This window comes from Jannaschia aquimarina, assembly GCF_000877395.1.
Lineage (GTDB): Bacteria > Pseudomonadota > Alphaproteobacteria > Rhodobacterales > Rhodobacteraceae > Jannaschia > Jannaschia aquimarina.
Genome location: NZ_JYFE01000060.1, coordinates 146495 through 170492 on the forward strand (window position 1 = coordinate 146495; position 23998 = coordinate 170492).

24 protein-coding genes are annotated in these 23998 nt (G+C 66.1%); 10 read left to right on the plus strand and 14 right to left on the minus strand.

What is annotated here, in order from left to right:
* Nucleotides 1-48: 48 nt before the first annotated feature.
* From jaqu_RS20795 to jaqu_RS16190, 3 genes are all read left to right on the plus strand, one after another.
* Entirely contained in the window at nt 49-756 is a 708-nt protein-coding gene (locus tag jaqu_RS20795) for a DUF1353 domain-containing protein (RefSeq protein ID WP_052501015.1), read from the plus strand.
* Nucleotides 757-828: 72 nt separating this feature from the next.
* Entirely contained in the window at nt 829-1791 is a 963-nt protein-coding gene (locus tag jaqu_RS16185) for a sugar phosphate isomerase/epimerase family protein (RefSeq protein ID WP_043920035.1), read from the plus strand.
* Nucleotides 1788-2564, plus strand: coding sequence for a PfkB family carbohydrate kinase (locus jaqu_RS16190; RefSeq protein WP_043920036.1), 777 nt, complete (start codon nt 1788-1790; stop codon nt 2562-2564). Before jaqu_RS16185 ends, jaqu_RS16190 begins: the two co-directional genes overlap by 4 nt.
* On the opposite strand, the gene jaqu_RS16195 is transcribed toward jaqu_RS16190, so the two are convergent.
* From jaqu_RS16195 to jaqu_RS16220, 6 genes are all read right to left on the minus strand, one after another.
* On the minus strand, nt 2556-3386 hold the full coding sequence (locus jaqu_RS16195) for an amidohydrolase family protein (RefSeq protein WP_043920037.1): 831 nt from the start codon (nt 3384-3386) through the stop codon (nt 2556-2558). The two genes, jaqu_RS16190 and jaqu_RS16195, sit on opposite strands and share 9 nt — an antisense overlap.
* A gap of 76 nt (nt 3387-3462) precedes the next feature.
* Nucleotides 3463-4488 carry an aldo/keto reductase gene (locus jaqu_RS16200; protein ID WP_043920038.1) on the minus strand — a complete coding sequence of 342 codons (1026 nt, stop codon included), beginning with the start codon at nt 4486-4488 and terminating at the stop codon, nt 3463-3465.
* A 56-nt stretch (nt 4489-4544) separates the two neighbouring features.
* Nucleotides 4545-5477, minus strand: a complete 933-nt coding sequence (locus tag jaqu_RS16205; protein WP_084629930.1) for a carbohydrate ABC transporter permease — start codon at nt 5475-5477, stop codon at nt 4545-4547.
* Nucleotides 5474-6562 (minus strand): carbohydrate ABC transporter permease, encoded by a 1089-nt coding sequence (locus jaqu_RS16210; protein WP_043920039.1) that lies wholly within the window; start codon nt 6560-6562, stop codon nt 5474-5476. The genes jaqu_RS16205 and jaqu_RS16210 overlap by 4 nt, the downstream gene beginning before the upstream one ends.
* Before the next feature lie 103 nt (nt 6563-6665).
* Nucleotides 6666-9998 (minus strand): AAA family ATPase, encoded by a 3333-nt coding sequence (locus jaqu_RS16215; protein ID WP_043920040.1) that lies wholly within the window; start codon nt 9996-9998, stop codon nt 6666-6668.
* Complete coding sequence (locus jaqu_RS16220) at nt 9995-11128, minus strand: metallophosphoesterase family protein (RefSeq protein ID WP_052501016.1); 1134 nt, start codon at nt 11126-11128, stop codon at nt 9995-9997. The genes jaqu_RS16215 and jaqu_RS16220 overlap by 4 nt, the downstream gene beginning before the upstream one ends.
* A 74-nt stretch (nt 11129-11202) precedes the next feature.
* On the opposite strand from jaqu_RS16220, the gene jaqu_RS16225 reads away from it, so the two are divergent.
* Both jaqu_RS16225 and jaqu_RS16230 read left to right on the plus strand, forming a co-directional pair.
* A complete protein-coding gene (locus jaqu_RS16225) occupies nt 11203-12243 on the plus strand; it encodes a DUF4432 family protein (protein ID WP_052501017.1) in 1041 nt (346 codons plus the stop codon).
* Complete coding sequence (locus tag jaqu_RS16230) at nt 12240-13349, plus strand: hypothetical protein (protein WP_043920041.1); 1110 nt, start codon at nt 12240-12242, stop codon at nt 13347-13349. Before jaqu_RS16225 ends, jaqu_RS16230 begins: the two co-directional genes overlap by 4 nt.
* Here the strand turns inward: jaqu_RS16230 and jaqu_RS16235 are convergent.
* Nucleotides 13312-13677 (minus strand): DM13 domain-containing protein, encoded by a 366-nt coding sequence (locus jaqu_RS16235; RefSeq protein ID WP_043920042.1) that lies wholly within the window; start codon nt 13675-13677, stop codon nt 13312-13314. The genes jaqu_RS16230 and jaqu_RS16235 overlap by 38 nt on opposite strands.
* Before the next feature lie 117 nt (nt 13678-13794).
* On the opposite strand from jaqu_RS16235, the gene hslU reads away from it, so the two are divergent.
* Together hslU and jaqu_RS16245 are read left to right on the plus strand one after the other, a co-directional pair.
* Nucleotides 13795-15093 (plus strand): ATP-dependent protease ATPase subunit HslU, encoded by a 1299-nt coding sequence (hslU, locus tag jaqu_RS16240; RefSeq protein WP_043920221.1) that lies wholly within the window; start codon nt 13795-13797, stop codon nt 15091-15093.
* On the plus strand, nt 15090-16352 hold the full coding sequence (locus jaqu_RS16245; RefSeq protein ID WP_043920043.1) for an MFS transporter: 1263 nt from the start codon (nt 15090-15092) through the stop codon (nt 16350-16352). The genes hslU and jaqu_RS16245 overlap by 4 nt, the downstream gene beginning before the upstream one ends.
* On the opposite strand, the gene jaqu_RS16250 is transcribed toward jaqu_RS16245, so the two are convergent.
* From jaqu_RS16250 to jaqu_RS16260, 3 genes are read right to left on the minus strand one after another with little or no spacing between them, the layout of a single operon-like run.
* Nucleotides 16314-16898, minus strand: a complete 585-nt coding sequence (locus jaqu_RS16250; RefSeq protein WP_043920044.1) for a Smr/MutS family protein — start codon at nt 16896-16898, stop codon at nt 16314-16316. The two genes, jaqu_RS16245 and jaqu_RS16250, sit on opposite strands and share 39 nt — an antisense overlap.
* Entirely contained in the window at nt 16895-17755 is an 861-nt protein-coding gene (locus jaqu_RS16255) for an MltA domain-containing protein (RefSeq protein WP_052501018.1), read from the minus strand. Before jaqu_RS16255 ends, jaqu_RS16250 begins: the two co-directional genes overlap by 4 nt.
* Nucleotide 17756: 1 nt before the next feature.
* Nucleotides 17757-18419, minus strand: a complete 663-nt coding sequence (locus tag jaqu_RS16260) for a Tim44/TimA family putative adaptor protein (protein ID WP_043920046.1) — start codon at nt 18417-18419, stop codon at nt 17757-17759.
* A 90-nt stretch (nt 18420-18509) separates the two neighbouring features.
* Between jaqu_RS16260 and jaqu_RS16265 the strand changes: the two genes are divergently transcribed.
* Together jaqu_RS16265 and secB are read left to right on the plus strand one after the other, a co-directional pair.
* Nucleotides 18510-19007 carry an FxsA family protein gene (locus tag jaqu_RS16265; protein ID WP_043920047.1) on the plus strand — a complete coding sequence of 166 codons (498 nt, stop codon included), beginning with the start codon at nt 18510-18512 and terminating at the stop codon, nt 19005-19007.
* 60 nt (nt 19008-19067) lie between these two features.
* Nucleotides 19068-19610 (plus strand): protein-export chaperone SecB, encoded by a 543-nt coding sequence (gene secB / locus jaqu_RS16270; protein WP_043920048.1) that lies wholly within the window; start codon nt 19068-19070, stop codon nt 19608-19610.
* Between the two features lie 18 nt (nt 19611-19628).
* Here the strand turns inward: secB and dnaQ are convergent, their stop codons facing one another.
* Genes dnaQ through jaqu_RS16290 form a run of 4 tightly spaced genes read right to left on the minus strand, consistent with a single transcriptional unit; the run spans nt 19629 to nt 22250 of the window.
* Nucleotides 19629-20312, minus strand: a complete 684-nt coding sequence (dnaQ, locus tag jaqu_RS16275; protein WP_043920049.1) for a DNA polymerase III subunit epsilon — start codon at nt 20310-20312, stop codon at nt 19629-19631.
* Nucleotides 20309-20881, minus strand: coding sequence for a dephospho-CoA kinase (coaE, locus tag jaqu_RS16280; RefSeq protein ID WP_043920050.1), 573 nt, complete (start codon nt 20879-20881; stop codon nt 20309-20311). Before coaE ends, dnaQ begins: the two co-directional genes overlap by 4 nt.
* Nucleotides 20878-21672 carry a shikimate dehydrogenase gene (locus jaqu_RS16285; RefSeq protein ID WP_043920051.1) on the minus strand — a complete coding sequence of 265 codons (795 nt, stop codon included), beginning with the start codon at nt 21670-21672 and terminating at the stop codon, nt 20878-20880. Before jaqu_RS16285 ends, coaE begins: the two co-directional genes overlap by 4 nt.
* Nucleotides 21669-22250, minus strand: a complete 582-nt coding sequence (locus jaqu_RS16290) for a Maf family protein (protein WP_043920052.1) — start codon at nt 22248-22250, stop codon at nt 21669-21671. Before jaqu_RS16290 ends, jaqu_RS16285 begins: the two co-directional genes overlap by 4 nt.
* A 461-nt stretch (nt 22251-22711) precedes the next feature.
* Here jaqu_RS16290 and rho point away from each other — a divergent pair, with 461 nt between their 5' ends.
* Nucleotides 22712-23998, plus strand: coding sequence for a transcription termination factor Rho (gene rho / locus jaqu_RS16295; RefSeq protein WP_043920053.1), 1287 nt, complete (start codon nt 22712-22714; stop codon nt 23996-23998).

Consider the following 23998-nt stretch of genomic DNA (forward strand, 5'->3'; position numbering starts at 1 on the left):
AATGGCCACCAGCCAACCGATCCGATTTCAGATCCGAGGATTTCGAACATGAACGCCCAGATCATGCCGACCATGACGCCAACCGCACATGTGCCCCTGGCCGCGCTTCTCGCGTGCTGCGTCCGCCCCCTCCATGCCTGCGGTGCATTTTCCGGCGATCCGGCCTTCGGGGCCGCCGAGGCTTCGGATCGCGTCTTCTACCGCAAGGGTGGTCCGACGCACGCGCTGACGAAAGCCTTCTCGTTCAACCACGAGGGAACGGTCTGGTCGGCCCCCATTGGGGCGGCGACCGATGGCGCATGCCTGCCCGAATGGGCCCGGACGATCGTTCCTACCTCGATGGAGCCCGCCTTCGCGAAGGCTGCGATCCTTCACGACCACCACTGTCTCGTCGCGGAACGGACATACCTCGAGACGCATCGCATGTTCTTCCATGCGCTCGTCGCGGCGGGCCTCGCCCCCACCAAGGCGGCGGCCCTCTACGCGGCGATTGTCGTCGCCGGACCGACATGGACCATTCTGCTGCCGACGGGACTGCCGATCGGATCGGCGACCGAACGGGCCCCTATCCGGGTGATCGACCGAACCGATGCGATCTATGTCGATCCCGGCATGGGCGCGCTGCTGGCGGAACTAGGCGAGCGGATCGCGGTCGAGGGACTGGACGATATCGAAACGCTCGAACGGCTCGCGATCCAGCACCGGCTCAATCTCGATCTTCCGCTGCCTGCTCCGATCCGGGTCTTGGAAGGCTGAAGGCGACTCTCGGAAGACGGAGAAAGGCGGGCTCTGCTTGCCCCGCCCGACGGCATCGCCCTAGTCTCCCCCATGTCTCGACCGAACCGCCCGCGCTACGCGACCCGTCTGAACGCCTTCAAGCCGCTGGGAGGTGGCATCCTCGACTGGATCGGAGCCGCAGGCGAGGCCGGGCTGGACGCGGCGGACCTGAATTATCCCGACCATTTCGATGGAACGCCCCGGGACGATGTTTCGGCGGCAATGGGTCGCGCGGGGTTGCAACTAAATGGCCTCGCGATGCGGTATTATTCCGATCCCGGCTTCAAGCTCGGGGCCTTCACGAACCCCGACGAGGCCACACGACGGCGGGCGATCGACCTCACAAAACGGGGCATGGACACGTGCCGCGCCATGGGCGGCGAGGTGATGACGCTCTGGATGGGCCAGGATGGTGTCGATTACGCGCTTCAGGCCGACTTCCGAAGGCTTTGGGACGACATGATCGACGCCCTGCGCGAGGTTGCGGATCACGATCCGGACCTTGCGATCGCGGTCGAATACAAGCCCGACGAACCCCGCGCCCTGGCTCTCCTTCGCGATATCGGGCACACGCTTCTGGCCGTCCGAGAGGCGGAACGCCGGAATCTGGGCGTAACGCTGGACTTCGCCCATGTCCTCTATGCGGGCGAGATGCCGGCCTGTTCCGCGATGCTGGCGGCGCGTCATTCCCGGCTGCTGGGCGTGCATCTGAACGACGGATATGGTCGCCGCGACGATGGGCTCATGGTCGGCACGGTCCATCCGGTCGCGACTGTCGAACTCTTCGTCGAACTGCACCGGATCGGCTATGACGGGGCGATCTACTTCGACACGTTCCCCGATGCCGGAGGCACGCATCCGGTCGAGGAGGCGCGCACGAACCTCGCCATCGTGGAGCGCTTGCGATCCATCGCGCTCTCGCTCGCGGACGATGCGGAGCTGCAATCGGCCATCGCCGCGCAGGATGCCGCGGCGAGCCAACGCATCGTCGCGCGCGCGCTCTACGGCGCATGAGTGTCCTCGTTCTGGGCGCGCTTCACTGGGACACCGTCGTGCGTGCGCCCAGATTGCCAGAACTGGACGAGACCCTGAACGGCCGCGACGTCGTCTATCGTTTCGGCGGCAAGGGCGGGAACCAGGCTCTCGCGGCGGCCCGCGCCGGGGCAGAGACCGCGATATGGGGCAGGGTGGGGGATGATGCGGCGGGAAACGCGATGCTTGCGGAACTCGACCGGGCCGGGGTCGACCGGGCCGGGATCCGTCGCATCCCGGGCGCCTCGGGGATGAGCGTCGCCATCTCGGTCGATGGTGGGGAATACGGGGCGGTCGTCGTGACCGGCGCGAATGCCGCGAATGACGGCGAGGGGGAGGTCCCGTCCGATACCCGGATCATCCTGCTGCAGAACGAGGTGCCGGAGACCGCGAACCTGACGCTCGCGCGGCGGAAGGGCGAGGCGACGGTCATCCTGAACGCCGCCCCCTCACGACCGGTCGACCCGGCGCTTGCATCGCTCGTCGATATCTGGGTCGTGAATCGCGTCGAAGCCGCCGGGCTGGGCAAGGTCGCGGGGTCCGTGATCGAGACGAGGGGGGCGGAGGGCTGCCTGCTTTGGCGTGAGGGATCACGGATGGCCTTTCCGGTCGCCCCCCTCGCGGGAGAAGGCCATGGCGCCGGCGATGTCTTCTGCGGCACGCTAGCCGCCCGGATGGATGCGGGCGATAGCTTGGAAAGCGCAATCGAGGCGGCCCAGCGATCGGCCGGTCGCCACGTTTCCCGGTCAGGTTAGCCCGTAGGCCTCTGCGGCCGTGCCTCCGAAAATGCGATCCCGCTCGGCCCGGGTCAGGTCATTGGTCAGAACCCGCGCCGCATCCCACCATCGACCGTATTCGGCCCGGAGGCGGCAGACGGGCCAATCGCTGCCCCAGAGTACCCGGTCCGGCCCGAATTCCCGCAGGACGTGGTCCGCATAGGGGCGCAGCTGATCCACCGTCCAATCGGCCGCAGCCTCGGTGACGAGGCCCGATAGCTTGCAATAGGCGCCGGTATCCCGTGCCAGCCGCGTCATTCCCGCCTTCCACCCGGCCCAATTCGATCCGGTCGCGATGTCGGGCTTCATGCAATGGTCGATCACGACACGCATGTCAGGGTGACGGGTCAGGATGCTGTGGAAGTTCTCCAGATGCGCGGGAAAGCCCAGCGCGTCGAAGGTCAGGTCCAGTTCGGTCACGGCGTCGTAGGCCCAGGCCACGTCTTCCCGCAACATCCAGTCCACGTCCGGGATATCCTGGATCATGGGCCTTATGCCCCTCAGCTTGGGATGGCCCGCGATCCGCGCCAGCACGTCGCGATGTGCGGCGATCTCGAAATCGACCCACCCGACGACGCCGAGGATCCAGCCGGTCGCGTCGGCGAGGCCCAGCATGTATTCCGTCTCGTCCACGGTGGCGGCGGCCTGGACCAGGATCGCGGCGTCGATCCCGTGGGCGTCGAGATTGGGTTTCATGTCCTGAGGCCTATAGGCGCGGTTCAGGATCGGTTCGCCTTTCGGCATCCAGTCGTAATCGCCACGGGCGGGCTGCCAGAGATGGTGATGTGCGTCTATCCTCACGACGCGACTGGGCCTGCCGGAGGAAGCGAGGGGCCAACCCCTCGCGCTCCCCGGGATACTTCCGGCAGGATGAGGGTCATGTCGGCGCGTCCTGACGCATCAGACCCTCGGACTTGAGATCATCCCAAAGGGCAGACGGAATATCCGCGGCCGCGGCCTGAAGGTTCGAGGCCATCTCCTCGCGCCCCTGACCGCCGGGGATCACGCTGACGGTACAGGGATGCAGCAGGGGGAAGCGGAACGCCGCGTCGACCATTCGGACCTTGTGGGCCTCGCAGACCCTCTGGATGGCTGCGACGCGGTCGAGGATCTCTTCGGGTGCGAGTTCGTAATTGTAGTAGGCCCCGGGCTTCGGCCCGGTGGCGAGGATGCCGGAATTGTACGGACCGCCCGTGACGATTCCGATACCGCGCGCTTCGCAGAGGGGCAGGAACGTCTCCAGCGCCTCCTGCTCCAGCAGGGTGTAGCGCCCGGCCAGCAGGAACAGATCGTAATCCCCACGCTCTGCAAGCTGTTGACAGACCTCCCACTCGTTCACGCCCGCGCCGAAGGCCTCGATGACACCTTCGCTCCGCATCCGCTCGAGCGCGTGGTATCCCCCCGCCATCAACTGATCGACCTTGGCGTTCACGTTGGCCCGGCTGCCCTGGTTCGGCACGTCGATGTCATGGGCAAAGAGAATGTCGATCCGGTCGACGCCCAGACGTTCGAAGCTGGCCTCCAGGCTGCGCATGACGCCGTCATAGCTGTAATCGTAGACCTCGCGCCGGGCGGGAACGTCGAACCACTTGCCGTGTCCGTCCCGGGTCTCTTCGGTGGCCGGCACAAGGTAGCGCCCGACCTTGCTGCTGAGCACGTACTCGTCGCGCGGCTTGTCGCGCAGGAAGCGGTTGAGCCGCGTCTCGGACAGCCCGAAGCCATAGAGCGGGGCTGTATCGTAATACCGGACACCCCCATCCCAGGCGGCCTGAAGGATCGCATCCGCCTCGTCGTCGCTGATGGCGCGGTAGAGGTTGCCCAGCGGCGCCGTTCCGAACCCGATCTCGGTGAAGGTCAGGCCGCCATTGTCCAGGCGGTCCCAATGTCGTGTCGCTTGCGTCATGCCGTCCTCCCGACGGTGATGCTAGTCCGGCAGATCCGGCCGCGCCAGCGCGGGCGTTATTTGACGGCGCCCGACGCCATACCCTTGATGATGTAGCGTTCCAGCAGGATGCCCGCGACGATCAAGGGCAAGATGGCGGCCCAGCTCAGGGCCGCCATCGACCACCAGCTGATCCCCTGCGAGCCGGTTTGCGAGGCGACCATGACTGGCAGCGTGTTCGCATGGGTCGAGGTCAGGAGCGCGGCGAAGAAATATTCGTTCCAGGTCAGGACGAGGCTCAGGATGAAGGCCGCGACCATGCCGGGCAGGGCGATGGGCAGGATGATCGTCAGGAACGCACCCCAGACGCCCAGGCCATCCACCATCGCGGCCTCTTCCAGCTCGGTGGGGATGGACTGGAACTGGTCGCGCATGATCCAGATGACGATGGGCAGGACCGTCAGGGTATAAAGCGCGATCAGGCCGATCCGGCTGTCGAGCAGGTCGAGGGACTTGTAGAGGACGAGGAACGGGAGCGCCAAGACCACCGGCGGTAGGATCAACTGGCTGAGGAAGAAGAACCCGATATCGTCGTTCTTCATCGGCCCGAGCCGATAGTCGAAGCGTGACAGCCCATAGGCCGCCATCGACCCGAGCACGACCGCAATGACCGAGGCCGACACGGAGATGATGGTCGAATTCCAGAACCGTTTCATGAATTCGGCGCGAACCGTCGATTCGCTGCCCAGCAGCTCCGGCGTCAGGCCCAGCGACCGCCAGCCCAACTGCTTGGGCGCATAATCCACCCACGGGATCAGGTTGCCCTGCATCACGTCCGGCGCAGCCTTGAAGCTGGTCGTCAGCGTCCAGTAGATCGGGAACAGGCAGACGATGGCCCACAGGATCAGCGCCCCGTAGATCGCCCCGCGCGACAGCCAGACCGAGGGGCGGAACGTGCGGTCGGCTTCTCCGTCGCGGAAGATCTGGGCGCTGGTCTCGGCGGTGGTCATCGCGGCTCCGTCCAGCGGCGCGTGCCTTTCATCAGCACCGTCATGCCGATCACGATCAGCACGAGGTAGATGAAGGCCAGCATCGTCCCGTAGCCCACATTCGAGCGGTCGCGGTATTCACGGAAGATGAAGCTCGTCACCGTATCCGTCGCACCGCCGGGCCCGCCGGCGGTCACGTTGATCACGATATCGGCCAGCTTCAGCTTGAAGATGATGCGGATCAGGATTGCCGTGATGCTGACCGGCAGCATCAGGGGAAACGTCACCTCCCAGAACTTCCGCCAGCCAGAGGCTCCGTCGACGGACGCGGCCTCGTTCAATTCTTTCGGGATGGCCTGAAGACCCGCCAGAAGCATGATCATCATAAAGGGAATGTAGGTCCACGCATCCATCGCCATGATCATGAAGCGCGCGATCTCGGGCGAGCCGAAGAAGCTGGGTGTATCCCATCCCAGCGTCCGGGCCAGACGCGCCATCGGGCCGAACCGCGGTTCGAACATGGATTTGCCGATCATCCACGATACGGCGACCGGCGACAGCATCAGCGGCAGCAGGAACGCCACGCGAAAGAACTTCCGCGCCCGGATCTGCGCGTTCAGCAGCAGCGCGAGGCCGAAGGCGATCACGTATTCGACCAGGATCGCCAGAGTGTACCAGACCATGTTCAGAAGCGCGTTCAGATAGAACGGATCACGCCAAGCGGCCCAGAAGTTGTCAAAGCCGTTGAACTGACGGCCATCCGGGCTGGAGAGGTTCCAGTCCGACATCGCGATCCCGGCGCCGAAGATGAGCGGGAAGATCACCATCGCCACGACGAACAGGGCGGCCGGCAGCACGAAGAGCGCCCGCTTGCCCTGCTCTCCGCGCGTCAGGACCTGACCCCAGCAAAGCAGCGTGGCGAACGCGAAGTAGGCGTAGAGCGTCGGGCGCCAGCTTTGGAAACCCAGATCGATGCGTCCCGACTGGTCGGCCCATTGAAGCGCCGCGACGAAAACCAGCAGACCGGCCCCGCCCCAGATCATCGTCCTGCCGAGACCGGCATGGGCCGGGGCCGCATCCGAGACGATGTGCAAGCGATCCGTCATCGAAGCGACGTTAGCGGCGGCTGGCGAAGCTGGCCAGCAAGATCGGATCGCTATCGGGGAAGGCCCGTATCCACCCGCCGCATCGCGGATCGCGACGTGGCCATCAGGCTCGGGCCGGAAGCTCTTGCAGATGGACCCCGGGAAGCGTTTCGCGGGCCATGTCCACCAGATGGCGATGATGGGTCATCAGGATCGCCTGACCCCGCGCGCCAATCTCGCCGAGCATGGTCAGCGTGGCCCGGGCACGGCTGTCGTCGAACGTCTCTGCGATGTCGTCCAGAACGAAGGGCGGTGGGTCGGCGACCATGGCGTGACCCGCCAACCTGAGCGCCAAATAGATCTGCCCGCGCGTGCCGGTTGAAAGCTGATCGACCCGCGTCCGCTCTCCGCGGCCGATGGCGAAGAGCGCTTCGCCCTTGTCGCCGGGGCCTGTCTCCAGCCGGGTCCAGGCTCCTTCTGTCAGGCGGGCGAAGGCCGCTTGGGCGGCCTCCAGCATCCGGCCCCGGTTCTCTCCCTGATGCCGGGCGAGGGCGCGGCGCGCGACCATCTCTCCCAAGCGCAGGGCCACCGCCTCGCGCGCTTCGGTCCGCAGATCTGCCAGAAGGGCGGCACGGGCCTGTCGCGCCGCATCGCCGCCGGCACCGTCGAGGGCATCATCCCGCTTCGTCCTGGCGGACCCCAGTGCCTCGCGTGCGGCGCCGAGCGCGTTCTCGGCCTCCACCACGTCATCGGCCAGGATATCTGCCCGGCCCGGTGTCATATTCGCGATTTCAGCCTCCAGCGCATCTCGATCGACCTCCTGCCGCGCCTCGGCGATCTGGCCGCGGAGTTCGGCCACCCGGCGGCGTTTTGCATCGCGGTCGAGCAGACTGGCCAAGCGGATGCCCGGAGGGCCCTCACCGCCTTGATCCACGAACACGGCCTCGATCTTCTGATCCGCCGAGGCGGCGCGAACGGCGAGCCGAGCCAGTTCCTCGCTTGCTTTGGCGATTGCCTCCTTCGCCTCGGTCCGACGGGCGGCCACGTTGCGGGCTTCCCCGGCCCGGGCTCGGGCGCGCGCGAGGCATGTGAGAGCGTCGCCTTCGGGAAACGGCGTCCGTAGCGGGGCGACCGCCTGATCGAGTCGGGCGATATCCGTTCGAAGCGTCTCGATCCGCGACACGGCGCTCCGGTACTCCTCGTCCAATCGAAGCGCCTCGCCCAGGTCAGGCAGGAGCGTGCGAAGTTCGGCAAGGCTGGCATCGGCGCAGAACAGACCGTCCAACAGCTCGCGCAGAGCGGAATCGGCCATTCCGGCCACCCGAAGGGCCTCCTCTGCCGTCTCCCGCGTCTCGGCCGCACGGCGCAGCGCCGCTTCTCGGAGGGCGAATTTCTTCTCCGCGTCGATCAATCGGTCGCGATGCTGCCCGGCCGAGAGACGCAGATCGGGGCCGATCTCGCCGCCGCTTGCTATCAGTGCAGCAGCCAGCGCCTCCGACGCGACCCTCTCTCTGGTCTTCGCTTTAGCCAAATCGCGCTCTGCCCGCTCTGCCGTCAAATCCGCGTCGAGCGCTTTCCGCAGGCGCGCCAGACGCGCGCGCAGACCGGATGGTTCGACATCGCCAAGACGTTGGGCGAGGCGGTCCACGACGCGGCGCGCCTCCGCCAAAGCCGCTTCTGCCGCGTCCCGCACCTCCCGTGCGCGCTCGGCCTCGCGCCCGGCCCGCGCGCTCCTCTGCTGCGCCTCCTCCAGCGCGGCGCGGGTTTCGGCACCCTTCAGGAAATGGCGCATCGCGTCATCGTCGGCCCGCATCGCCTCGGCGAACCTGTCCGCGGTTGCCTCGGACAGGGACGCCCGGTGGCGGTCCCAAGCCAGATCACGCGCCTGACGGGCTGCCGCTTTCCCGGTTTCATCCACGCTGTCGGGACGCGCGCGCAGCGCCGCTTCGGCAGCCTCCGCCTCATCCAGCATGCGACGTGCCTCGTCCGCGGCCTTATCCACCGAATGGAAATGCCGCTCCGCATTTCGCCAGCGATCCAGGGCCGCTTCGACGGTCTCGTCCTCCGGCAGATCGTCACACAGGTTGCGCCAAGCATGAGGCAGGCTCTGGGCTGCCGACACGGCCCTATCCCGTGCAGCTGCAGCCTCACGCGTCAGGCGGTCCAACTCATCCGGGTGCGGCATGGCTTCGAGCGCGTGATCCAGCACAGTCCGGTCGCCCGAATGGACGACTTCCGGCGGGATAGCGGCCTCTGCCCGATCCTTGTCCGCGACCTTCGATCCGGCATCGCGCTGCGCGGCCTCGGCTTGGCGGAGTGCGGCCTCGATCCGCTCTAGACCCTCACGATCAAGGGCCGGCAGGTCGCTTGTTCCGGCGCGCGCGAGAGCCGCGTCGCGCCGGGCGAGCAGGGCGGCGCACGCCTTTTCCCGCTCCGGCAGGTCCGCGATCGCCGTCTGCGCACGATCCAGGATCGACGCGTCCCGTGCGTCCCTGAGCCCCTCGATCCGCTCCATTTCATCGGCGATCCGGAGCCCTTCTTCGTCTTCCGGCATCCGATCGAGGATCGCCTGCGCCTCCGCGATGGCATGCTCGTGCACGGCTTTCCCCTCGCGAACCGTGTCCAGCAGCGTGAGCGCCGCGTTCACGTCCACCTCTGCCCCGGCCGGAAGGTCAGACCCGGCAGGCAACTCCGCCAGATCGGCGTTCAGTCTCTCGACGTCCGCCCGCGCGCTCCGGATCCGCGTGGCGCGCGCGTAGAGATCGGCCGACATCCTGGCGCAGGCCAGCCCCTCCCGCGCCAGCTCCACGCGCCTCTCCGCCTCGGTCACAGCCTCGGTCAGGGTGTCCCATGCGGGGGGCGTGACTGCACTGTCCTTCAGGCGCTCGGCCAGGTCCTTCAGCTCCGATTTGGCCTCGGCCAGCCTGGTCGATCTGCCGCGCTTCTTGTGGAAGGCATCCACCCGCTTGCCCAATTCGTCGAGCGCGTCGGCCACGCCCAGCGTGCCGGACGTCCCCACATGGAGCGCCGAACCAAGATCGCCGTGCCCGGAGGCGATCTCTTCCCCGCCGGCGCGCAGCGTCTGGTCGTCGAGGGAGAACCGCTTGCGAAAGGCGTCTCGGTCGCCCGAGGGAAGGCAATCATGCAACCAGCTTTCATCGAGTGGGTGCCCGGCGCTATCCAGCAGCCCACGCCCGATCCGGCGGACGGAAATGACGCCATCGTCGGTGTCGAGCGAAGCCGTGATCTCCAGATCGCGCCGGTCGAACCGAAACGTCCTGTCCGACCGCATGGGTATGCCGAACAGCAGATCGAGCCACGCCTCGTAGAGCGTGCTCTTGCCGGCCTCGTTGTCGCCGTAGATCACGGTCACGTCGCACTCCCGCGCGGGGCCGAAATCCAGACTCACGCCTTCGAGGTGACCATATCGGACGAGGTCCAGCCGAGAGACCCTCATGCGCCGCGCACCGCTTGCGTCGCGGCAGCCAGACCTTCGGCGATCAGGTCGTCCAGATGCTCTTCGGCGAGTTCGTCCCTTATCTCGGAGGGCAAGGCATCGCGCCATTCGGACAGGAAGGCCTTCGCCTCGTCCAGATAGCTTGCACGCTGCACTTCCTGCATCATGAGATCGGTCAGGATGCCGGCCTCCGGCGGGGGCGGCGCGGCCCGGCGGACCGCCTCCACGGCGACGTCGTCCCGTCCCTCGATCGCCTCCCGAGCCAAGTCCAGAAGTTCGCCTTCGGGCAGGACCGCGCCGCGCGCGACCCAGCGCACCATCCTGAACGGCGGACCTTCGGGCAGGGCGGCGAACGCGTTCAGCAGATCCCCCTCGTCCAGATCCTGTGCGTCGAGCTCGCGCCGCTCCCAGCGGACCGTCTCTACCGGGACCTGTCGCAGGTCAGGATTTCCGCCAAGCGTCGCAAGGGTGACCGTCCCACCCGCATCCTCGTTGATGTGGCGCCCTTGCGGAATGCCCGGCATCACCACCGCGACCCCCTGATCGACCCTCTCGGAGCGTTTGTGGATATGCCCCAACGCCCAGTAATCGTAGCCATGCGCCAGCAGATCGCCGGTCCTGCACGGGGCGTAGGGGTCGTGCCCCGGAGCACCGTCCAGCGACGTGTGCATCAGCCCGACATTCAGGCGCCCGGGATGGGCGGCCGGGTAATCCGGCAGGGTCGATCGGGGGGCCCTGCCCTCGAACCCCAGCCCGTGGAACGCGACATCGCCGACCAGCGCGGTGGGGGTCTCCCGGTCCAGCAGAAAAATTCCGTCGCCCGGCGGGCCGAACCGTCCGAGATCCAGCAGCTCGTCGTGGTTTCCCCGGATCGCGATGACGGCGATCCCTGCCCCGGTCAGGCGCCGAAGCTGCGCAAGGAACCGGGCACGCAGCGTGACGTCGGGGGCGTCGCTGTCGAAGATGTCCCCGGCAAGGATGACGGCCTGCACCTTCTCCCGCAGGGCTAGGTCGGCGATCCGCTCGACGACGCCGCCCACCGCGCGGTCCAGAACGGCACCCGCATCGCGCGCGCCCGCCGCGCGCAAGGGCGAGCCGAGATGCAGATCGGCGGAATGGAGAAACTTCATGGCGCCACTTCGTCCGGCAGGCCGATGCGGGTCAAGGCTAGCGGGCCATCGCGGGCCATGTCAGGGTCGCGCGGATGGATCATCCTTCTCCCCTGATCGGCCGGCAGAGCCAGAGTTTCGGGATCCGTCTCGTCACACTTGAGGATGGGCCGGGCCGCGGCGTCCGCCTTCTTCAGGGCTGGACCGAGGCCGGCCTCTCCTTCGAAATCGTCGTGGACCGCGGCTTCGACATCGGCGATGCCCGGCTGGGGGCGCGCGCGCTGGCCTTCCACGGTCCGGGAGGTATCCGTGCGCCAGGTCTCTACGATCCGCACGGGACCGAAGCCTGGCTGCGCGGCTTCACCGGCGGGCTCCTCATGACCGGCGGGCTAGATCATGTCGGCGGCGGGGCCGAGGACGACGCGTCCCGCTTCGCCTATCCCGGCCGCGACCGCGAGACGTTCCCGCTACACGGCCGCTTGACCGGCGAACCCGCGACGCTGCGCGCCTATGGCGCCGAGGACGGACGGCTTTGGGCCGAGGCGGAGGTCGATCAGGCCATGCTCTACGGAGAGCGCCTGCGCCTGATCCGCAGGATCGAAGCCGAAGACACGACGATCACCGTCACGGATCAGGTGACCAATCTCGGCAGGGCGACCAATCCGGTCCCGATGCTCTATCATTGCAACCTCGGCTGGCCGCTGCTCGCCCCCGGGGGGCGCCTGCATCTCGAAGCAGAGGAGGTCCGGGCCTGCGGCGAGTTCGACACAGAGGGCTGGAACCGCGTCCCTGAACCGCGAGACGGTTTCGTCGAAGAGGTCTTGGAGATCCGCCCGAAGATCAGAAGCGGGCGCGCGGAAAGCCTGCTGGTCAATGCCGACCGCGACCTCGCCCTGCGCCAGTCGTGGGACGCGCGCGAGATGCCGTGGCTCTATCTTTGGCGGCAATTCGCACCCTGTACATTCGTCATGGGCGTCGAGCCCAGCAACGTTCCGGCGCTTAGCCGGGCCGACCTGAGTGAAAGGGATCTGATGCCGACGCTCGAACCCGGACAGAGCCGCACCACCAGCCTGTCCCTGACGGCCTTCGGGGGCGCAAGAGCAAGGGAAGCCGCCGAGAAGGTCGAGATGTCATGATCGAACGGGATGACCTGCGCGCGGCCGTCAGTGCCGGTTTGCTGACCGAGATGCAGGCTGGACATCTGACGGCCTTGGCCGATGCCCGCCGCGGCACCCGTGAGGCGATAAGCCCGGGCGAGGAGCCGTTCGAGCTGTTCCGCGGCTTCAACGAGATCTTCATCGTCGCCGGGCTCCTGATCCTCTCGACCGGATGGTGGCTGATGACCGGGATCGCCATGATCGCCTCCGACGGGCTGACCGGGATCGTTCTGATGACGACGACCGGCGCGGGGCTCGTCTGCCTTCTCTCGGAGTACTTCATCCGGAGGCGCCGTATGGTCGCACCCGCGATCATGCTGACGATCCTCTTTACCATGGCCGCCGCAACGGCCGCGCGAGTCGTGGCCGGAGGCGCGATCCCGGTGCTGACCTTTCTCGATCCGGGTCTGGGCCTCGTGGCGATCCTGTCGACCATCGTGGCCCTGCTGGGCTATTTCCTGCGCTATCGCGTGCCCTTCGCGCTGGCCCTGATCGCGATCCTCACCTTCCTTGCGACCTTCCTTGTCGTGGCCGAGACGACGGGAACGGCGCTGACGTGGATAGGCCTGTTCAACCTGGCGGCCGGATCGGCCTATGCCTGGGCAACGCTGGTACTGGGCCTGGTCGTCTTCGCCATCGCGATGCGTTTCGACATGTCCGACCCGCATCGGGTGACCCGCCGGTCCGCGAATGGGTTCTGGCTGCACATCGTCGCCGCACCGGCCATCGTGAACACGATGGCGATCAGCCTTCTGGCCGATCCGACGACGCTTCGCCTGACGGCCTTGGCGGGGATCCTGGCACTGCTGGCTCTCGTGGCGCTGGTGATCGACCGGCGCTCGTTTCTGGTATCGGGCGCGGGGTACACCGTCGCACTTGCCGGATTTGCGGGCAGCGGGGCTGGCATCGCCTTCGCGATCCTCGCCATGGGCGCCGGGCTCGTCCTGCTCGGCGCCGCGTGGGAGCGGATTCGCGCGGTGCTGATGGATGGGCTCGGCGACGCGATCCCGCGGGATCGTCTGCCCCCGGCCCACCACCCGGACCGGATCAGGACCCCAGCTTCGCCACCCCCAGCGGCACGTTGAAACGCTCGCACCAGATCCAGACCTCGTTGTACTCGTCGGGATTGATGCCCGCCGGGATCTCGTAGCTGCTGGTGCCGGAGGTCGATTTCAGCGGTCCCATCAGCGTCGCGGGATCGTATCCGTCGCGGCCCAGAGCGACCTTCGGATCGGGCGCGCTGCCGAAGACGAAATCGTCCAGCAGATTGACGCGGCCGTCCGCGATCTCGGCGGTACCCCCGATCCCGTAGCGGGCCGCCCCGGTGAAGGTGCCCAGACGCCCGTGACCGCCGGCCAAGGCGGGGGATGCACCAAGTGCTGCAGCGGTGGCGAGGAATGTACGACGATGCATGGCGGTGTCTCCGTTTCAGGTGGCAGCACCCTGCCCCGCCGCGCGCCGTCTGCGAAGCCGCCCCCACGCGATCGTGACGCCCGTTGCGTTTCCGTGATCCGGGGTTATCTGGGCGCCATGACAGACTTGACCCCCCGCGAGATCGTCTCGGAACTCGATCGCTTCGTCATCGGACAGAAGGATGCCAAGCGCGCCGTCGCCGTCGCCTTGCGCAATCGCTGGCGCCGCCGCCGCCTGGACGGCGACATGCGCGAGGAGGTCTATCCGAAGAACATCCTCATGATCGGCCCCACCGGCGTCGGCAAGACCGAGATCAGCCGCCGCCTCGCCAAGCTGGCGCGCGCGCCGTTCCTGAAGGTCGAGGCCACCAAGTTCACCGAGGTCGGCTATGTCGGCCGCGACGTCGAACAGATCGTCCGCGACCTGATCGACAATGCCATCGTCATGGTGCGCGACCATCTTCGCGAGGACGTGAAGGACCGCGCCCATCAGATGGCAGAGGATCGCGTGATCGCGGCCCTTGCCGGTGAGGACGCCCGGGAAGGGACCCGCGAGGCGTTCCGCCGCAAGCTGCGCGCCGGAGAGCTGGACGACAAGGTGATCGAGGTCGAGGTCTCGGACACGTCGAACCCCTTCGGCATGGAAATCCCCGGTCAGCCGGGAATGGGTCAGATGGTCAATCTGGGCGAAATGTTCGGCAAGGCGTTCCAGCGCAGCCAGAAGAAGCGCATGACCGTCGCCGCCAGCTATGATGTCCTGATCGACGAGGAAGCGGACAAGCTGCTCGACGACGAGGTGGTCAAGCGCGAAGCGATCCGCGCCGTGGAACAGGACGGCATCGTCTTCCTCGACGAGATCGACAAGGTCTGTGCGCGGGCCGAGAACCGCGGTGGCGACGTGAGCCGCGAGGGCGTGCAGCGCGATCTGCTGCCACTTATCGAAGGGACGACCGTCAGCACCAAGCACGGGCCGGTGAAGACGGACCACATCCTCTTCATCGCCTCCGGAGCGTTCCACGTCGCCAAGCCGTCTGACCTCCTGCCGGAGCTTCAGGGCCGGTTGCCGATCCGGGTCGAACTGCGGCCGCTCACGGAGGAGGATTTCGTCCGCATCCTGACGGAGACGGACAACGCGCTGACCCGACAATACGCGGCCCTCATGGCGACCGAAGAGGTCACCGTCGAGTTTACCGAGGACGGCATCGCCGCGCTGGCCCGTATCGCCGCACAGGTGAACGGCAGCGTAGAGAATATCGGCGCGCGGCGGCTCTATACCGTCCTTGAACGGGTCTTCGAGGATCTGTCCTTCGAGGCCCCCGACCGCGGCGGAGACACCGTCACGATCGACGGCGCCTTCGTGGAGCAGCATCTGGCGGAACTCGCCAAGTCCGAGGATATCAGCCGTTACGTCCTTTGAACGAGCCGCCCCGGCAATCCACCGGGGCCTTCCTCCGGCAGAATGGACGCTGGCTGTCGGCCGGTGCGCTGATCTCTTTCACGTCGAGCTACGGCCAGACCTTCTTCATCGCCCTCTTCGCGGGGCAGATCATGGGCGAGTTCGGCCTGACGGACGGAACTTGGGGCACACTCTACGCCGTCGCAACGATCGTCTCGGCCGGCGCGATGATCGCGGCCGGGCCCTGGACCGACCGGCTCCGTGTCCGGCATCTGGCGACGCTGACCTGTCTGACCCTGGCCGTCGCCTGCCTGTCGATGGCGGGATCGCGGGGCCTGATCTGGCTGGCGGTGACGGTATTCCTTCTGCGTTTCGCGGGCCAAGGCATGATGAGCCATCTGGCGGCGGTCGGGATGGCCCGCTGGTTCGCCGCATCGCGCGGGCGGGCGCTCGCCATCGCGGCGACGGGCTTCGCGCTGGGACAGGCTATCCTGCCGGTCCTGTTCGTCCAGGCCGGAGCGATCCTCTCGTGGCGGACGCTCTGGGTCGTGGCGGCTCTGGCCGTCGTGGCAACGATCCCGGTCATCCTCTACCTGCTCAGAACGGAACGGCATCCGAGCGGGTCGGCGGAGGGCCAGACCGTCTTCGGTCTGGACGGAATTCACTGGACACGCGCGCAAATGCTGCGGAGCGGTCTGTTCTGGGCCCTCGTCCCGCTGATGCTGGGTCCGCCCGCTTTCGGAACGGCCCTGTTCTTCCACCAGGTTCATCTGGTCGATGCCAAAGGCTGGGACCTTGCCGGCTACGTTGCGCTTCTCCCTCTCTTCACGGTCGTGTCCGTCGCGACGATGCTCTTGTCCGGGGTGCTGCTGGATCGCTATGGCGCCGCGAGGCTGATGCGGGTCTACCTGTTGCCCTTCGCGCTTGGATTCTGGGCCATGGGCATGGCGGACACGCTTTGGGGCGCGGCGCTGGCTCTGACGATTTTCGGAATTGGAACAGGGGCGCAGGGCACCCTTCCGACCGCGTGCTGGGCCGAACTCTACGGCACGCGGCATCTCGGGGCCATCAAGTCGGTGGCGACCGGGATTATGGTTCTGGGATCGGCCATCGGTCCCGCCGTGACCGGCTGGACGATCGACGCGGGCTTCGACTTCCCGCAGCAAATGATCGCGATCGTTCTCTATTTCCTCGCTGCGACGCTTCTCGCCGCGTGGGCCCTGACCCGGGCACTACCGCGGCTATCGCAGACGGCGGAGATAGACGTAGTACGCGCCTGACCCGCCATGGGATCGATGAGCTTCGGTGACCTGAAGCACGTGCGGCGCAAGTGGCGGCAGGCGGAGCCATTGCGGCACCTGATGACGCAGAACGCCGATCCGCGTCGGGATCGGCCCGCCTTCATCGCGCGCCTTTCCCTTTCCCGTCACGACGAGCAGCAGGCGCTTGCCCCGAGCACTGGCCGTCAGGATGAAATCGGTCAGTTCCGCATGGGCGACCTCGAGCGTCATGCCATGCAGATCGAGTTTCCCTTCCGGACGCAACTTGCCCGCCCGCAAGCGGGTGAAGGCCTTGCGGTCCATCGCGACCGGCTCCCGACGCGACGCCTCCCCCGGACCCGGCGCGAGGTCGGCGGTCAAGCCGCGCGTCGGAACCCGCTCTCCGACGCGGAAGGTGGGAAGCGGCTCGCGGGACATGGTGGGCTGCGCCGCCTTGGCAGGGGCCGGAGCGGGATCGGCCCGGCGCGGCCTGTCGGAAAGGGGGTCGGCGGTCTTGCGGTAGGCATCCCAGGCGCGGCGATCGGCCTCTGTCAGGCGCCGGGTCATCCGCGCGGACGCAGGACGATCATCCGTCCGGCATGGTTCAGTGCACCGGCGGCGCGGCCAGCCTCTTCGCCCGTCCCGTAGAACAGGTCCGCCCGAGCGCCCCTGATCGCGCTGCCGGTATCCTGAGCGACGCAGAGCCGGCGGATGGGGCCCTCGGGCCCGTCCACCTCGACCCAGACGAGAGAGCCGAGCGGCACCAATTCGGGATCGACCGCCAGGGACCGGCCAGCCGTGACGGGCAGGCCCAAGGCGCCCGGTGGCCCCTGCCGCGCCTCGGCGCCGTGCAGCGCACGGAACATGACGTAGGACGGGTTCCGGCGCATCATCTCGCGTCCGCGCACGGGATCGGCGCGCAGCCACGACTTGACCGCGTCCGCCGTTATCCGCCTCTCGTTGAACTCGCCGGACTCGATCAGGATTCGTCCGACCGAGATGTAGGGATGACCGTTCTTCGCCGCATAGCTGACCCGCAGGACCTGCCCGTCCGGATAGATGATCCGGCCGGATCCCTGGACCTGCAGGAAGAAGCGGTCCACCTCGTCCGCAAGCCACGCGATCTCGTAGTCAGCGAGGAGGTCTTTCTCTTCGATCTCCGCCCGAGTGGCTCCGGTCCCGCCTGGTGGCGGGGCGTGGATCGGAACCGGAAAATCATCGGTTCGAACGGGCGACCCTCGAAGCTCCGGCTCGTAGTAACCGGTGAAGTGGGTCGGGATGGCGTCGAAATCGTAGGTCGTAGCGAGAAATGCGGCGGGGTCGCCGGTTGCGGCAATCCCGGCTGCGGATAGGCCTTCGGAGAGATCGTCGCTTGTCCAGCCGTCCAGGGTGGCTGGATCGACCAGCGTCAACGCCTCCGGCACCTCACGCGTCCGTGGCGACAAGCTTCCAGTTCGGATCGTCAACACCCATCCTGCGCGCGAAGGTCCAGGTGTCGCGGCTCTTCTTGATTTCGTTCGGATTGCCTTCGACCACCTCGCCGTCGCTGTCCTTCACCACGCTCGTCATCTCGCCGACGAAACGCAGCGTGATCTCGCCGGTATCGGTGTCGCGATCGAATTCTGCGTTCACCAGCGTCGTTTCGCGTACGCCGATGAAACTTGCCTCGACCCTCAAACCCCGATCCTCGCGGTCCGAGATCGCCGCGAGGAAAGCTTCGTAGACGTCTTCTGCCAAGAAGGGCTGGACCGGTACCAGATCGCCGTTCTCGAACGCCATCAGGATCATCTCGTAGGCCTGACGCGCGCCGCCCACGAACTCGGACACCGAAAACCCCGGCTCGGCCAGCTTCATCGCCGCAAGGGACTTGGCCGCCTCGGTTCCGTCATCGACATGGTCGGTGATGTCGCGATCCGGTCCGCCATCGATCACCTCGAACTCGCGGCGCACGGGGCTAGACCCCTCGCGCTGATCGGCAACGCGCGGCTTCTCGAATCCGGTTCGGGTGCCAAGGACGTTCTTGAGGCGCACGATCAGAAACAGCGCGATCGCGGCCAGAACCAGAAGTTGTATCACGGCGTCATCCATCCTTGCTCGCGCGGGGCCCCGTCTTGGTAGTGCAGGGATGGCACATATGTAAGAGGCGCAACGGGTCAAGTGAACCGGAGGTCTCATACCATGTGGCTGTTCGCCATCTTCGTCGCCGTCCCGATCCTGGAGATCGCGCTGTTCATCCAGGTGGGCGGCTGGCTCGGCCTGTGGCCGACGCTGCTGATCGTGGTTCTGACGGCTGCCCTCGGGACCTTCCTCGTGCGTCGGCAGGGTCTCGCCGAGATCCAGCGTCTGCAGGCCTCGTTCGACCGTTTGTCCGATCCCACGCGGCCGTTGGCGCATGGCGCGATGATCCTCGCATCCGGGCTGCTTCTGCTGACGCCGGGCTTCTTTACCGACGCGATCGGCTTCTCGTTGCTGGTCCCGCAGGTCCGCGACGCGCTGATGCGGTACATCGCCGCGCGTGTGAAGGTGCAGCGCTTCGAGATGGGCCGGCAAGCCGAGTACCGGTCGGGACCGGGTGCCCATCCAGCCCCGCAAGACGACATCATCGAAGGCGAGGTCATCGACACGCCGCGGGACGGTCCGTCGGGATGGGCGCGGCCCGAAGGGCGGAACCGTTAGCTTGTGACCGTCGGGACGCTTTGCTAGGCGCAGCGCAACCCGCGACCCGAGGAGACAGACATGGCCGACGAAAACGGCACCGACGCCCCCGAAAAAGCCAACGGTGAGACGCCGCAGCCGAACGGCGAGGCGCAACCGAACCAACAGCCCCAGACGCGCATCCTTGTGCAGTATGTCCGCGACCTGAGCTTCGAGAACGTCGCCGTCCAGAAGGGCAAGCTGATCAGCGGTCAGCCAGAAATCGCCATTCAGGTCGGCCTGGATGCCAAGAAGAAGCCGGAGGATGACCGCTACGAAGTGGCGATCAAGCTGAAGGTCACATCGAAAGGCAAGGACGATGGCGAGATGATCTTCTCCATGGAGATCGACTATGCCGGTCTGTTCGAGGTGAAGAACGTCCCCGAGGCGCAACTTCACCCGTTCCTTCTGATCGAGTGTCCGCGTCTCATCTTCCCGTTCCTGCGCCGCGTGGTCCACGATGTGACGCGCGATGGCGGCTATCCGCCTCTGAACCTCGAGCCGTTCGATTTCGTCGCGCTCTACCGCCAGGAACTGCAACGCCGCGCTGCGGCCGAAGGTCAGGGTCAGGTCGGACAGGCCTGATTTCCAGAGCGGCGGGCGTCAGGCCCGTCGCCACAAAGCCCCTCCGCCCAACGCGTCGACGAACGCGGCATGGGCGGCTTCTTCCTCCGGGGTGATCCGCGGAGGAAGGGGCGCAGGGCGAGGCCGGGGTCGCCACGTCCCTTCATCCGTACCGCTCTCGGACCCGATGGACGCCAGCGCCATCGTCGGCTGACGCCCTCCGATCAATTCCAGATAGACCTCGGCGAGGATCTCGCTGTCGAGTAGCGCGCCGTGGAGCGTGCGCGAGGAATTGTCGATCCCGAACCGCTTGCAGAGCGCATCCAACGAGGCCGGGGAGCCGGGAAACTTGGACCGCGCGATGGCCAGCGTATCGACGGCCCGGTCGGGAGCGAGACGCGGCAGACCCATCCATTCCAGCTCCGCATTGAGGAATTTCATGTCGAAGGCGGCGTTGTGGATCACGAGTTTGTCGTCGCCGATGAAGTCCAAAAAGGCCCGGCCTATCTCTTTGAAGAGAGGGAAATCCTTGAGGAAGTCGTCGCCTAGCCCATGCACCTCGAAGGCGCCCTGCGGCATGGTCCGTTCGGGATTGATATATTGATGATAGGTCCGGCCGGTGGCGATGTGATTGATCAACTCGACGGCACCGATCTCTACGATCCGGTCGCCTGATTCCGGTTCGAAGCCGGTGGTCTCTGTGTCGAGGACGATCTCTCTCATGTCAGCTCCGCGATGATCCGGTCTACGTCCTGTCTGGCGCCGTCCATCGTCGAGGTGTCGATGATGTAATCGGCCCGCCTGCGCTTTTCCGCATCGGGCATCTGTTTGGCAAGGATGGCGTCGAATTGATCCCCCGTCATCGTTCCCCGCTCCATCACGCGCCGACGCTGGGTGTCCGGGTCGGTGGAGACGACGGCTACATGATCGAACTGCCCGGCGGCATCGGTCTCATAGAGAAGGGGAATATCGAAAACGGCCATCGGCGCGGATCGCGCCTCGCTCCAGGCAGCGCGGTCGGCCGCGACCAGCGGATGGACGATTGCCTCCAACCGCGCCAGCGCATCCGGATCGGTCGTCACGACCCCCCGCAGACGGGCCCTGTCGACCGCGCCGTCCCGGACTGCATCGGGAAAGATCGCGGCCACGGGGTCGACCGCGCTTCCGCCTTGGGCATAGAGACGGTGTACGGCGGCATCGGCGTCCCAGACCGGAATGTTCCGGTCTCGGAACATCTGCGCCGTCGTCGTCTTGCCCATACCGATCGAACCGGTCAGCCCAAGCCGGATCATCCCAAAACCGCGCGTCGCAGATCGGCGTCCACTTGGGGGCGCACGCCGAACCATGCCTCGAAGCCCGGAACGGCCTGGTGCAACAGCATGCCCAATCCATCCACGGTCGCGAGGCCGCGTTCCCGGGCGGCGCGCAGCAACGGCGTCTCCAAGGGCGTGTAGACGATATCCGTCACGACTGCAGCGTCGGGAAGGTACGCAAGATCGAGGTCGAGCGGCGGTTGTCCTTCCATCCCGAGACTGGTCGTGTTGACGAGAAGACCGGCATCTCCAAGTTCCGCTTCATCCTGCGCGACGCATCGGTCGAACCTTTCAGCCAGAACCTCGGCGCGCCCGTGCGTCCGGTTGACGATCCGAACCTCCGGAACGCCTGCGCTGACGAGCGCGTCGACGATCCCGCGGGCCGCCCCACCGGCACCCAGGACGACGGCAGGCCGATCCTTGGGCCAATCCGCGCCTGCGTCGAGCGATGAGAGGAAGCCTTCCCCGTCGGTATTGTCGGCGAGGATCATCTGGTCCTTGAAAGTCAACGTATTGACCGCGCCGATCCGCCTTGCCCGATCCGTCACCTGATCGGCAACGGCCAGTGCCGCCTCCTTGTGAGGGATCGTGATGTTGCATCCCGCGAAGCCGAGACCCGGCAGGAGATCGAGGACGCGCAATAGATCGTCGTTTGACACGTGAAGCGGGACGTAGGCTCCGTCGATGCGATGGCGCCGAATCCAATGCCCATGGAGGCGCGGAGAACGCGAATGGGAGATCGGATCCCCCAGAACTGCGGCGAGGATCATGCGTCGAGCACTCCACGGGTGACGAGGTAATCTATGACCGGCAGAAGGGGCAGGCCGAGGACGGAGAAGTAATCGCCCTCTACCGCCGTGAACAGGCGTGCGCCCTCGGCTTCCAACCTGTAGCCGCCAACGCAATGGCGGATGCCTTCCCAGTACTCCGACACATAGGAGTCGAGAAACCCGTCCGAGAGCGGCCGCATGACCATGCGGACTTCCGAGGCATGGCGCCAGACGGGACGCCCGTCCTCGACGATCACGGCGGCTGAGATCAGGCGGTGCTGTCGCCCGGCGAGCATGGCGAGCTGTTCGCGGGCCTCGTGCGGGGTGGCAGGCTTGGACAAGAGCTTTCCGCCGTGCGACAGCACCTGATCGGCGCCGAGCACCAAGCCGCCAACCTGCGGCTTGAGCGCCTTCATCTCAGCCAGCGTATCCGCCACGTCGCGGGCCCGGGCACCTTCGACGAGCAGGCTTTCCTTGACCGCATCCTCGTCGATCCGGGCCGGTCGGATCTCGACCTTGACGCCCGCAGCCCGCAGCATGTCGGCGCGGACCTGGCTGCCGGAGGCGAGAACGAGCATGGGGAAAACTCCGTGGAGAAACCTTTGGGTCGGTGGGTGGATAGGACGGGGGGAACGGGCGGTCCAGCGACCGGCGACCCGATCCGGTGGAAAGAGGGGGCCGGCATGCACGATTCCTCCACCGGTCGACCTGATCCTGAGTCAGAGATCTCTTCACGCAATGCCCCCGCGTCTTCCCCAAGCTTGCTCACAGGCCGAATGCTTGAAGGCGCGGCGTCGGATACGAAATCAGGGGATAATCGACCGCCTTCTCATGTTCGCCCTTGCGAGGTGAACGAGGCAGAGTTCTCCCCGTTCTTCATCGGACCTACAAACATCATTCTTTCTCTCTTCTATTCTATTGGTTTGACGGAACCCGGCGCGACGATTAGATCGGGATCGAACGGCGGGTCGTCCTGATCCGGAAGCCGGTTCCCGAATGACGATGTTTGAGCCGGGCGAAGCCCGGTCTGGAGGACGTGATGCGCGACGAGCATGATGCGGTCGAGGCGCTGAACCTGCGCGATCTGAAGGCGATGTCGCCCAAGGACTTGGTGGACATGGCCGAGGGCCTCGAGATCGAGAACGCCTCGACGATGCGTAAGGGCGAATTGATGTTCTCGATCCTGCGGGAGCGGGCCGACGAGGGCTGGGAGATCTCGGGTGAAGGCGTTCTGGAAGTCGTCCAGGATGGATTCGGATTTCTACGGAACCCCGAAGCGAATTACCTGCCGGGTCCCGACGACATCTATGTGAGCCCCGACGTGATCCGTCAGCACTCTCTCCGGACAGGTGACACGCTGGATGGCGTCATCCAGGCTCCTGACGAGAACGAGCGCTATTTTGCGTTGACGAAGGTCACCTCGATCAATTTCGAGGAGCCGGAAAAGGCCCGCCACAAGGTGAGCTTCGATAACCTGACCCCGCTCTACCCCGACGAGCGGCTGACGATGGAAATCGAGGATCCGACGATCAAGGACCGGTCCGCCCGGATCATCGACCTGGTCGCGCCGATCGGGAAGGGACAGCGCTCGCTGATCGTCGCGCCACCACGTACGGGTAAGACCGTCCTCTTGCAGAATATCGCCAAGTCGATCGAGTCGAACCATCCGGAATGCTATCTGATGGTTCTTCTGATCGACGAACGGCCGGAAGAAGTGACTGACATGCAGCGGTCGGTGAAGGGCGAAGTCATCTCTTCGACCTTCGACGAGCCAGCGTCGCGGCATGTGGCCGTCTCCGAAATGGTGATCGAGAAGGCAAAGCGCCTGGTCGAGCACAAGCGGGACGTCGTGATCCTGCTCGACTCGATCACGCGTTTGGGTCGCGCTTTCAACACCACTGTCCCATCGTCGGGCAAGGTCCTGACGGGTGGTGTGGACGCGAACGCGCTGCAACGGCCGAAGCGTTTCTTCGGCGCGGCGCGGAATATCGAAGAAGGCGGATCATTGACGATCATCGCGACGGCGCTGATCGATACGGGCAGCCGTATGGACGAGGTGATCTTCGAAGAGTTCAAGGGGACGGGTAACAGCGAGATCGTTCTCGACCGCAAGGTGGCCGACAAGCGCGTCTTCCCGGCGATGGACATCCTTAAATCCGGTACCCGCAAGGAAGATTTGCTTGTGGATCCGAAGAACCTTCAGAAGACATTCGTTCTGCGTCGGATCCTCAACCCGATGGGGACGACCGATGCAATCGAGTTCCTGATCGGCAAATTGAAGCAGACGAAAACGAACTCGGAATTCTTCGACTCAATGAATTCGTAG

Bases quoted from the DNA above. Each gene is read 5' to 3' on its own strand.
- jaqu_RS20795 (WP_052501015.1), top strand. From the start codon at position 49: ATGAACGCCCAGATCATGCCGACCATGACGCCAACCGCACATGTGCCC.
- jaqu_RS16185 (WP_043920035.1), top strand. From the start codon at position 829: ATGTCTCGACCGAACCGCCCGCGCTACGCGACCCGTCTGAACGCCTTC.
- jaqu_RS16190 (WP_043920036.1), top strand. From the start codon at position 1,788: ATGAGTGTCCTCGTTCTGGGCGCGCTTCACTGGGACACCGTCGTGCGT.
- jaqu_RS16200 (WP_043920038.1), bottom strand. From the start codon at position 4,488: ATGACGCAAGCGACACGACATTGGGACCGCCTGGACAATGGCGGCCTG.
- jaqu_RS16205 (WP_084629930.1), bottom strand. From the start codon at position 5,477: ATGACCACCGCCGAGACCAGCGCCCAGATCTTCCGCGACGGAGAAGCC.
- jaqu_RS16210 (WP_043920039.1), bottom strand. From the start codon at position 6,562: ATGACGGATCGCTTGCACATCGTCTCGGATGCGGCCCCGGCCCATGCC.
- jaqu_RS16215 (WP_043920040.1), bottom strand. From the start codon at position 9,998: ATGAGGGTCTCTCGGCTGGACCTCGTCCGATATGGTCACCTCGAAGGC.
- jaqu_RS16220 (WP_052501016.1), bottom strand. From the start codon at position 11,128: ATGAAGTTTCTCCATTCCGCCGATCTGCATCTCGGCTCGCCCTTGCGC.
- jaqu_RS16225 (WP_052501017.1), top strand. From the start codon at position 11,203: ATGGATCATCCTTCTCCCCTGATCGGCCGGCAGAGCCAGAGTTTCGGG.
- jaqu_RS16230 (WP_043920041.1), top strand. From the start codon at position 12,240: ATGATCGAACGGGATGACCTGCGCGCGGCCGTCAGTGCCGGTTTGCTG.
- jaqu_RS16235 (WP_043920042.1), bottom strand. From the start codon at position 13,677: ATGCATCGTCGTACATTCCTCGCCACCGCTGCAGCACTTGGTGCATCC.
- hslU (WP_043920221.1), top strand. From the start codon at position 13,795: ATGACAGACTTGACCCCCCGCGAGATCGTCTCGGAACTCGATCGCTTC.
- jaqu_RS16250 (WP_043920044.1), bottom strand. From the start codon at position 16,898: ATGACCCGGCGCCTGACAGAGGCCGATCGCCGCGCCTGGGATGCCTAC.
- jaqu_RS16260 (WP_043920046.1), bottom strand. From the start codon at position 18,419: ATGGATGACGCCGTGATACAACTTCTGGTTCTGGCCGCGATCGCGCTG.
- jaqu_RS16265 (WP_043920047.1), top strand. From the start codon at position 18,510: ATGTGGCTGTTCGCCATCTTCGTCGCCGTCCCGATCCTGGAGATCGCG.
- secB (WP_043920048.1), top strand. From the start codon at position 19,068: ATGGCCGACGAAAACGGCACCGACGCCCCCGAAAAAGCCAACGGTGAG.
- dnaQ (WP_043920049.1), bottom strand. From the start codon at position 20,312: ATGAGAGAGATCGTCCTCGACACAGAGACCACCGGCTTCGAACCGGAA.
- coaE (WP_043920050.1), bottom strand. From the start codon at position 20,881: ATGATCCGGCTTGGGCTGACCGGTTCGATCGGTATGGGCAAGACGACG.
- jaqu_RS16285 (WP_043920051.1), bottom strand. From the start codon at position 21,672: ATGATCCTCGCCGCAGTTCTGGGGGATCCGATCTCCCATTCGCGTTCT.
- jaqu_RS16290 (WP_043920052.1), bottom strand. From the start codon at position 22,250: ATGCTCGTTCTCGCCTCCGGCAGCCAGGTCCGCGCCGACATGCTGCGG.
- rho (WP_043920053.1), top strand. From the start codon at position 22,712: ATGCGCGACGAGCATGATGCGGTCGAGGCGCTGAACCTGCGCGATCTG.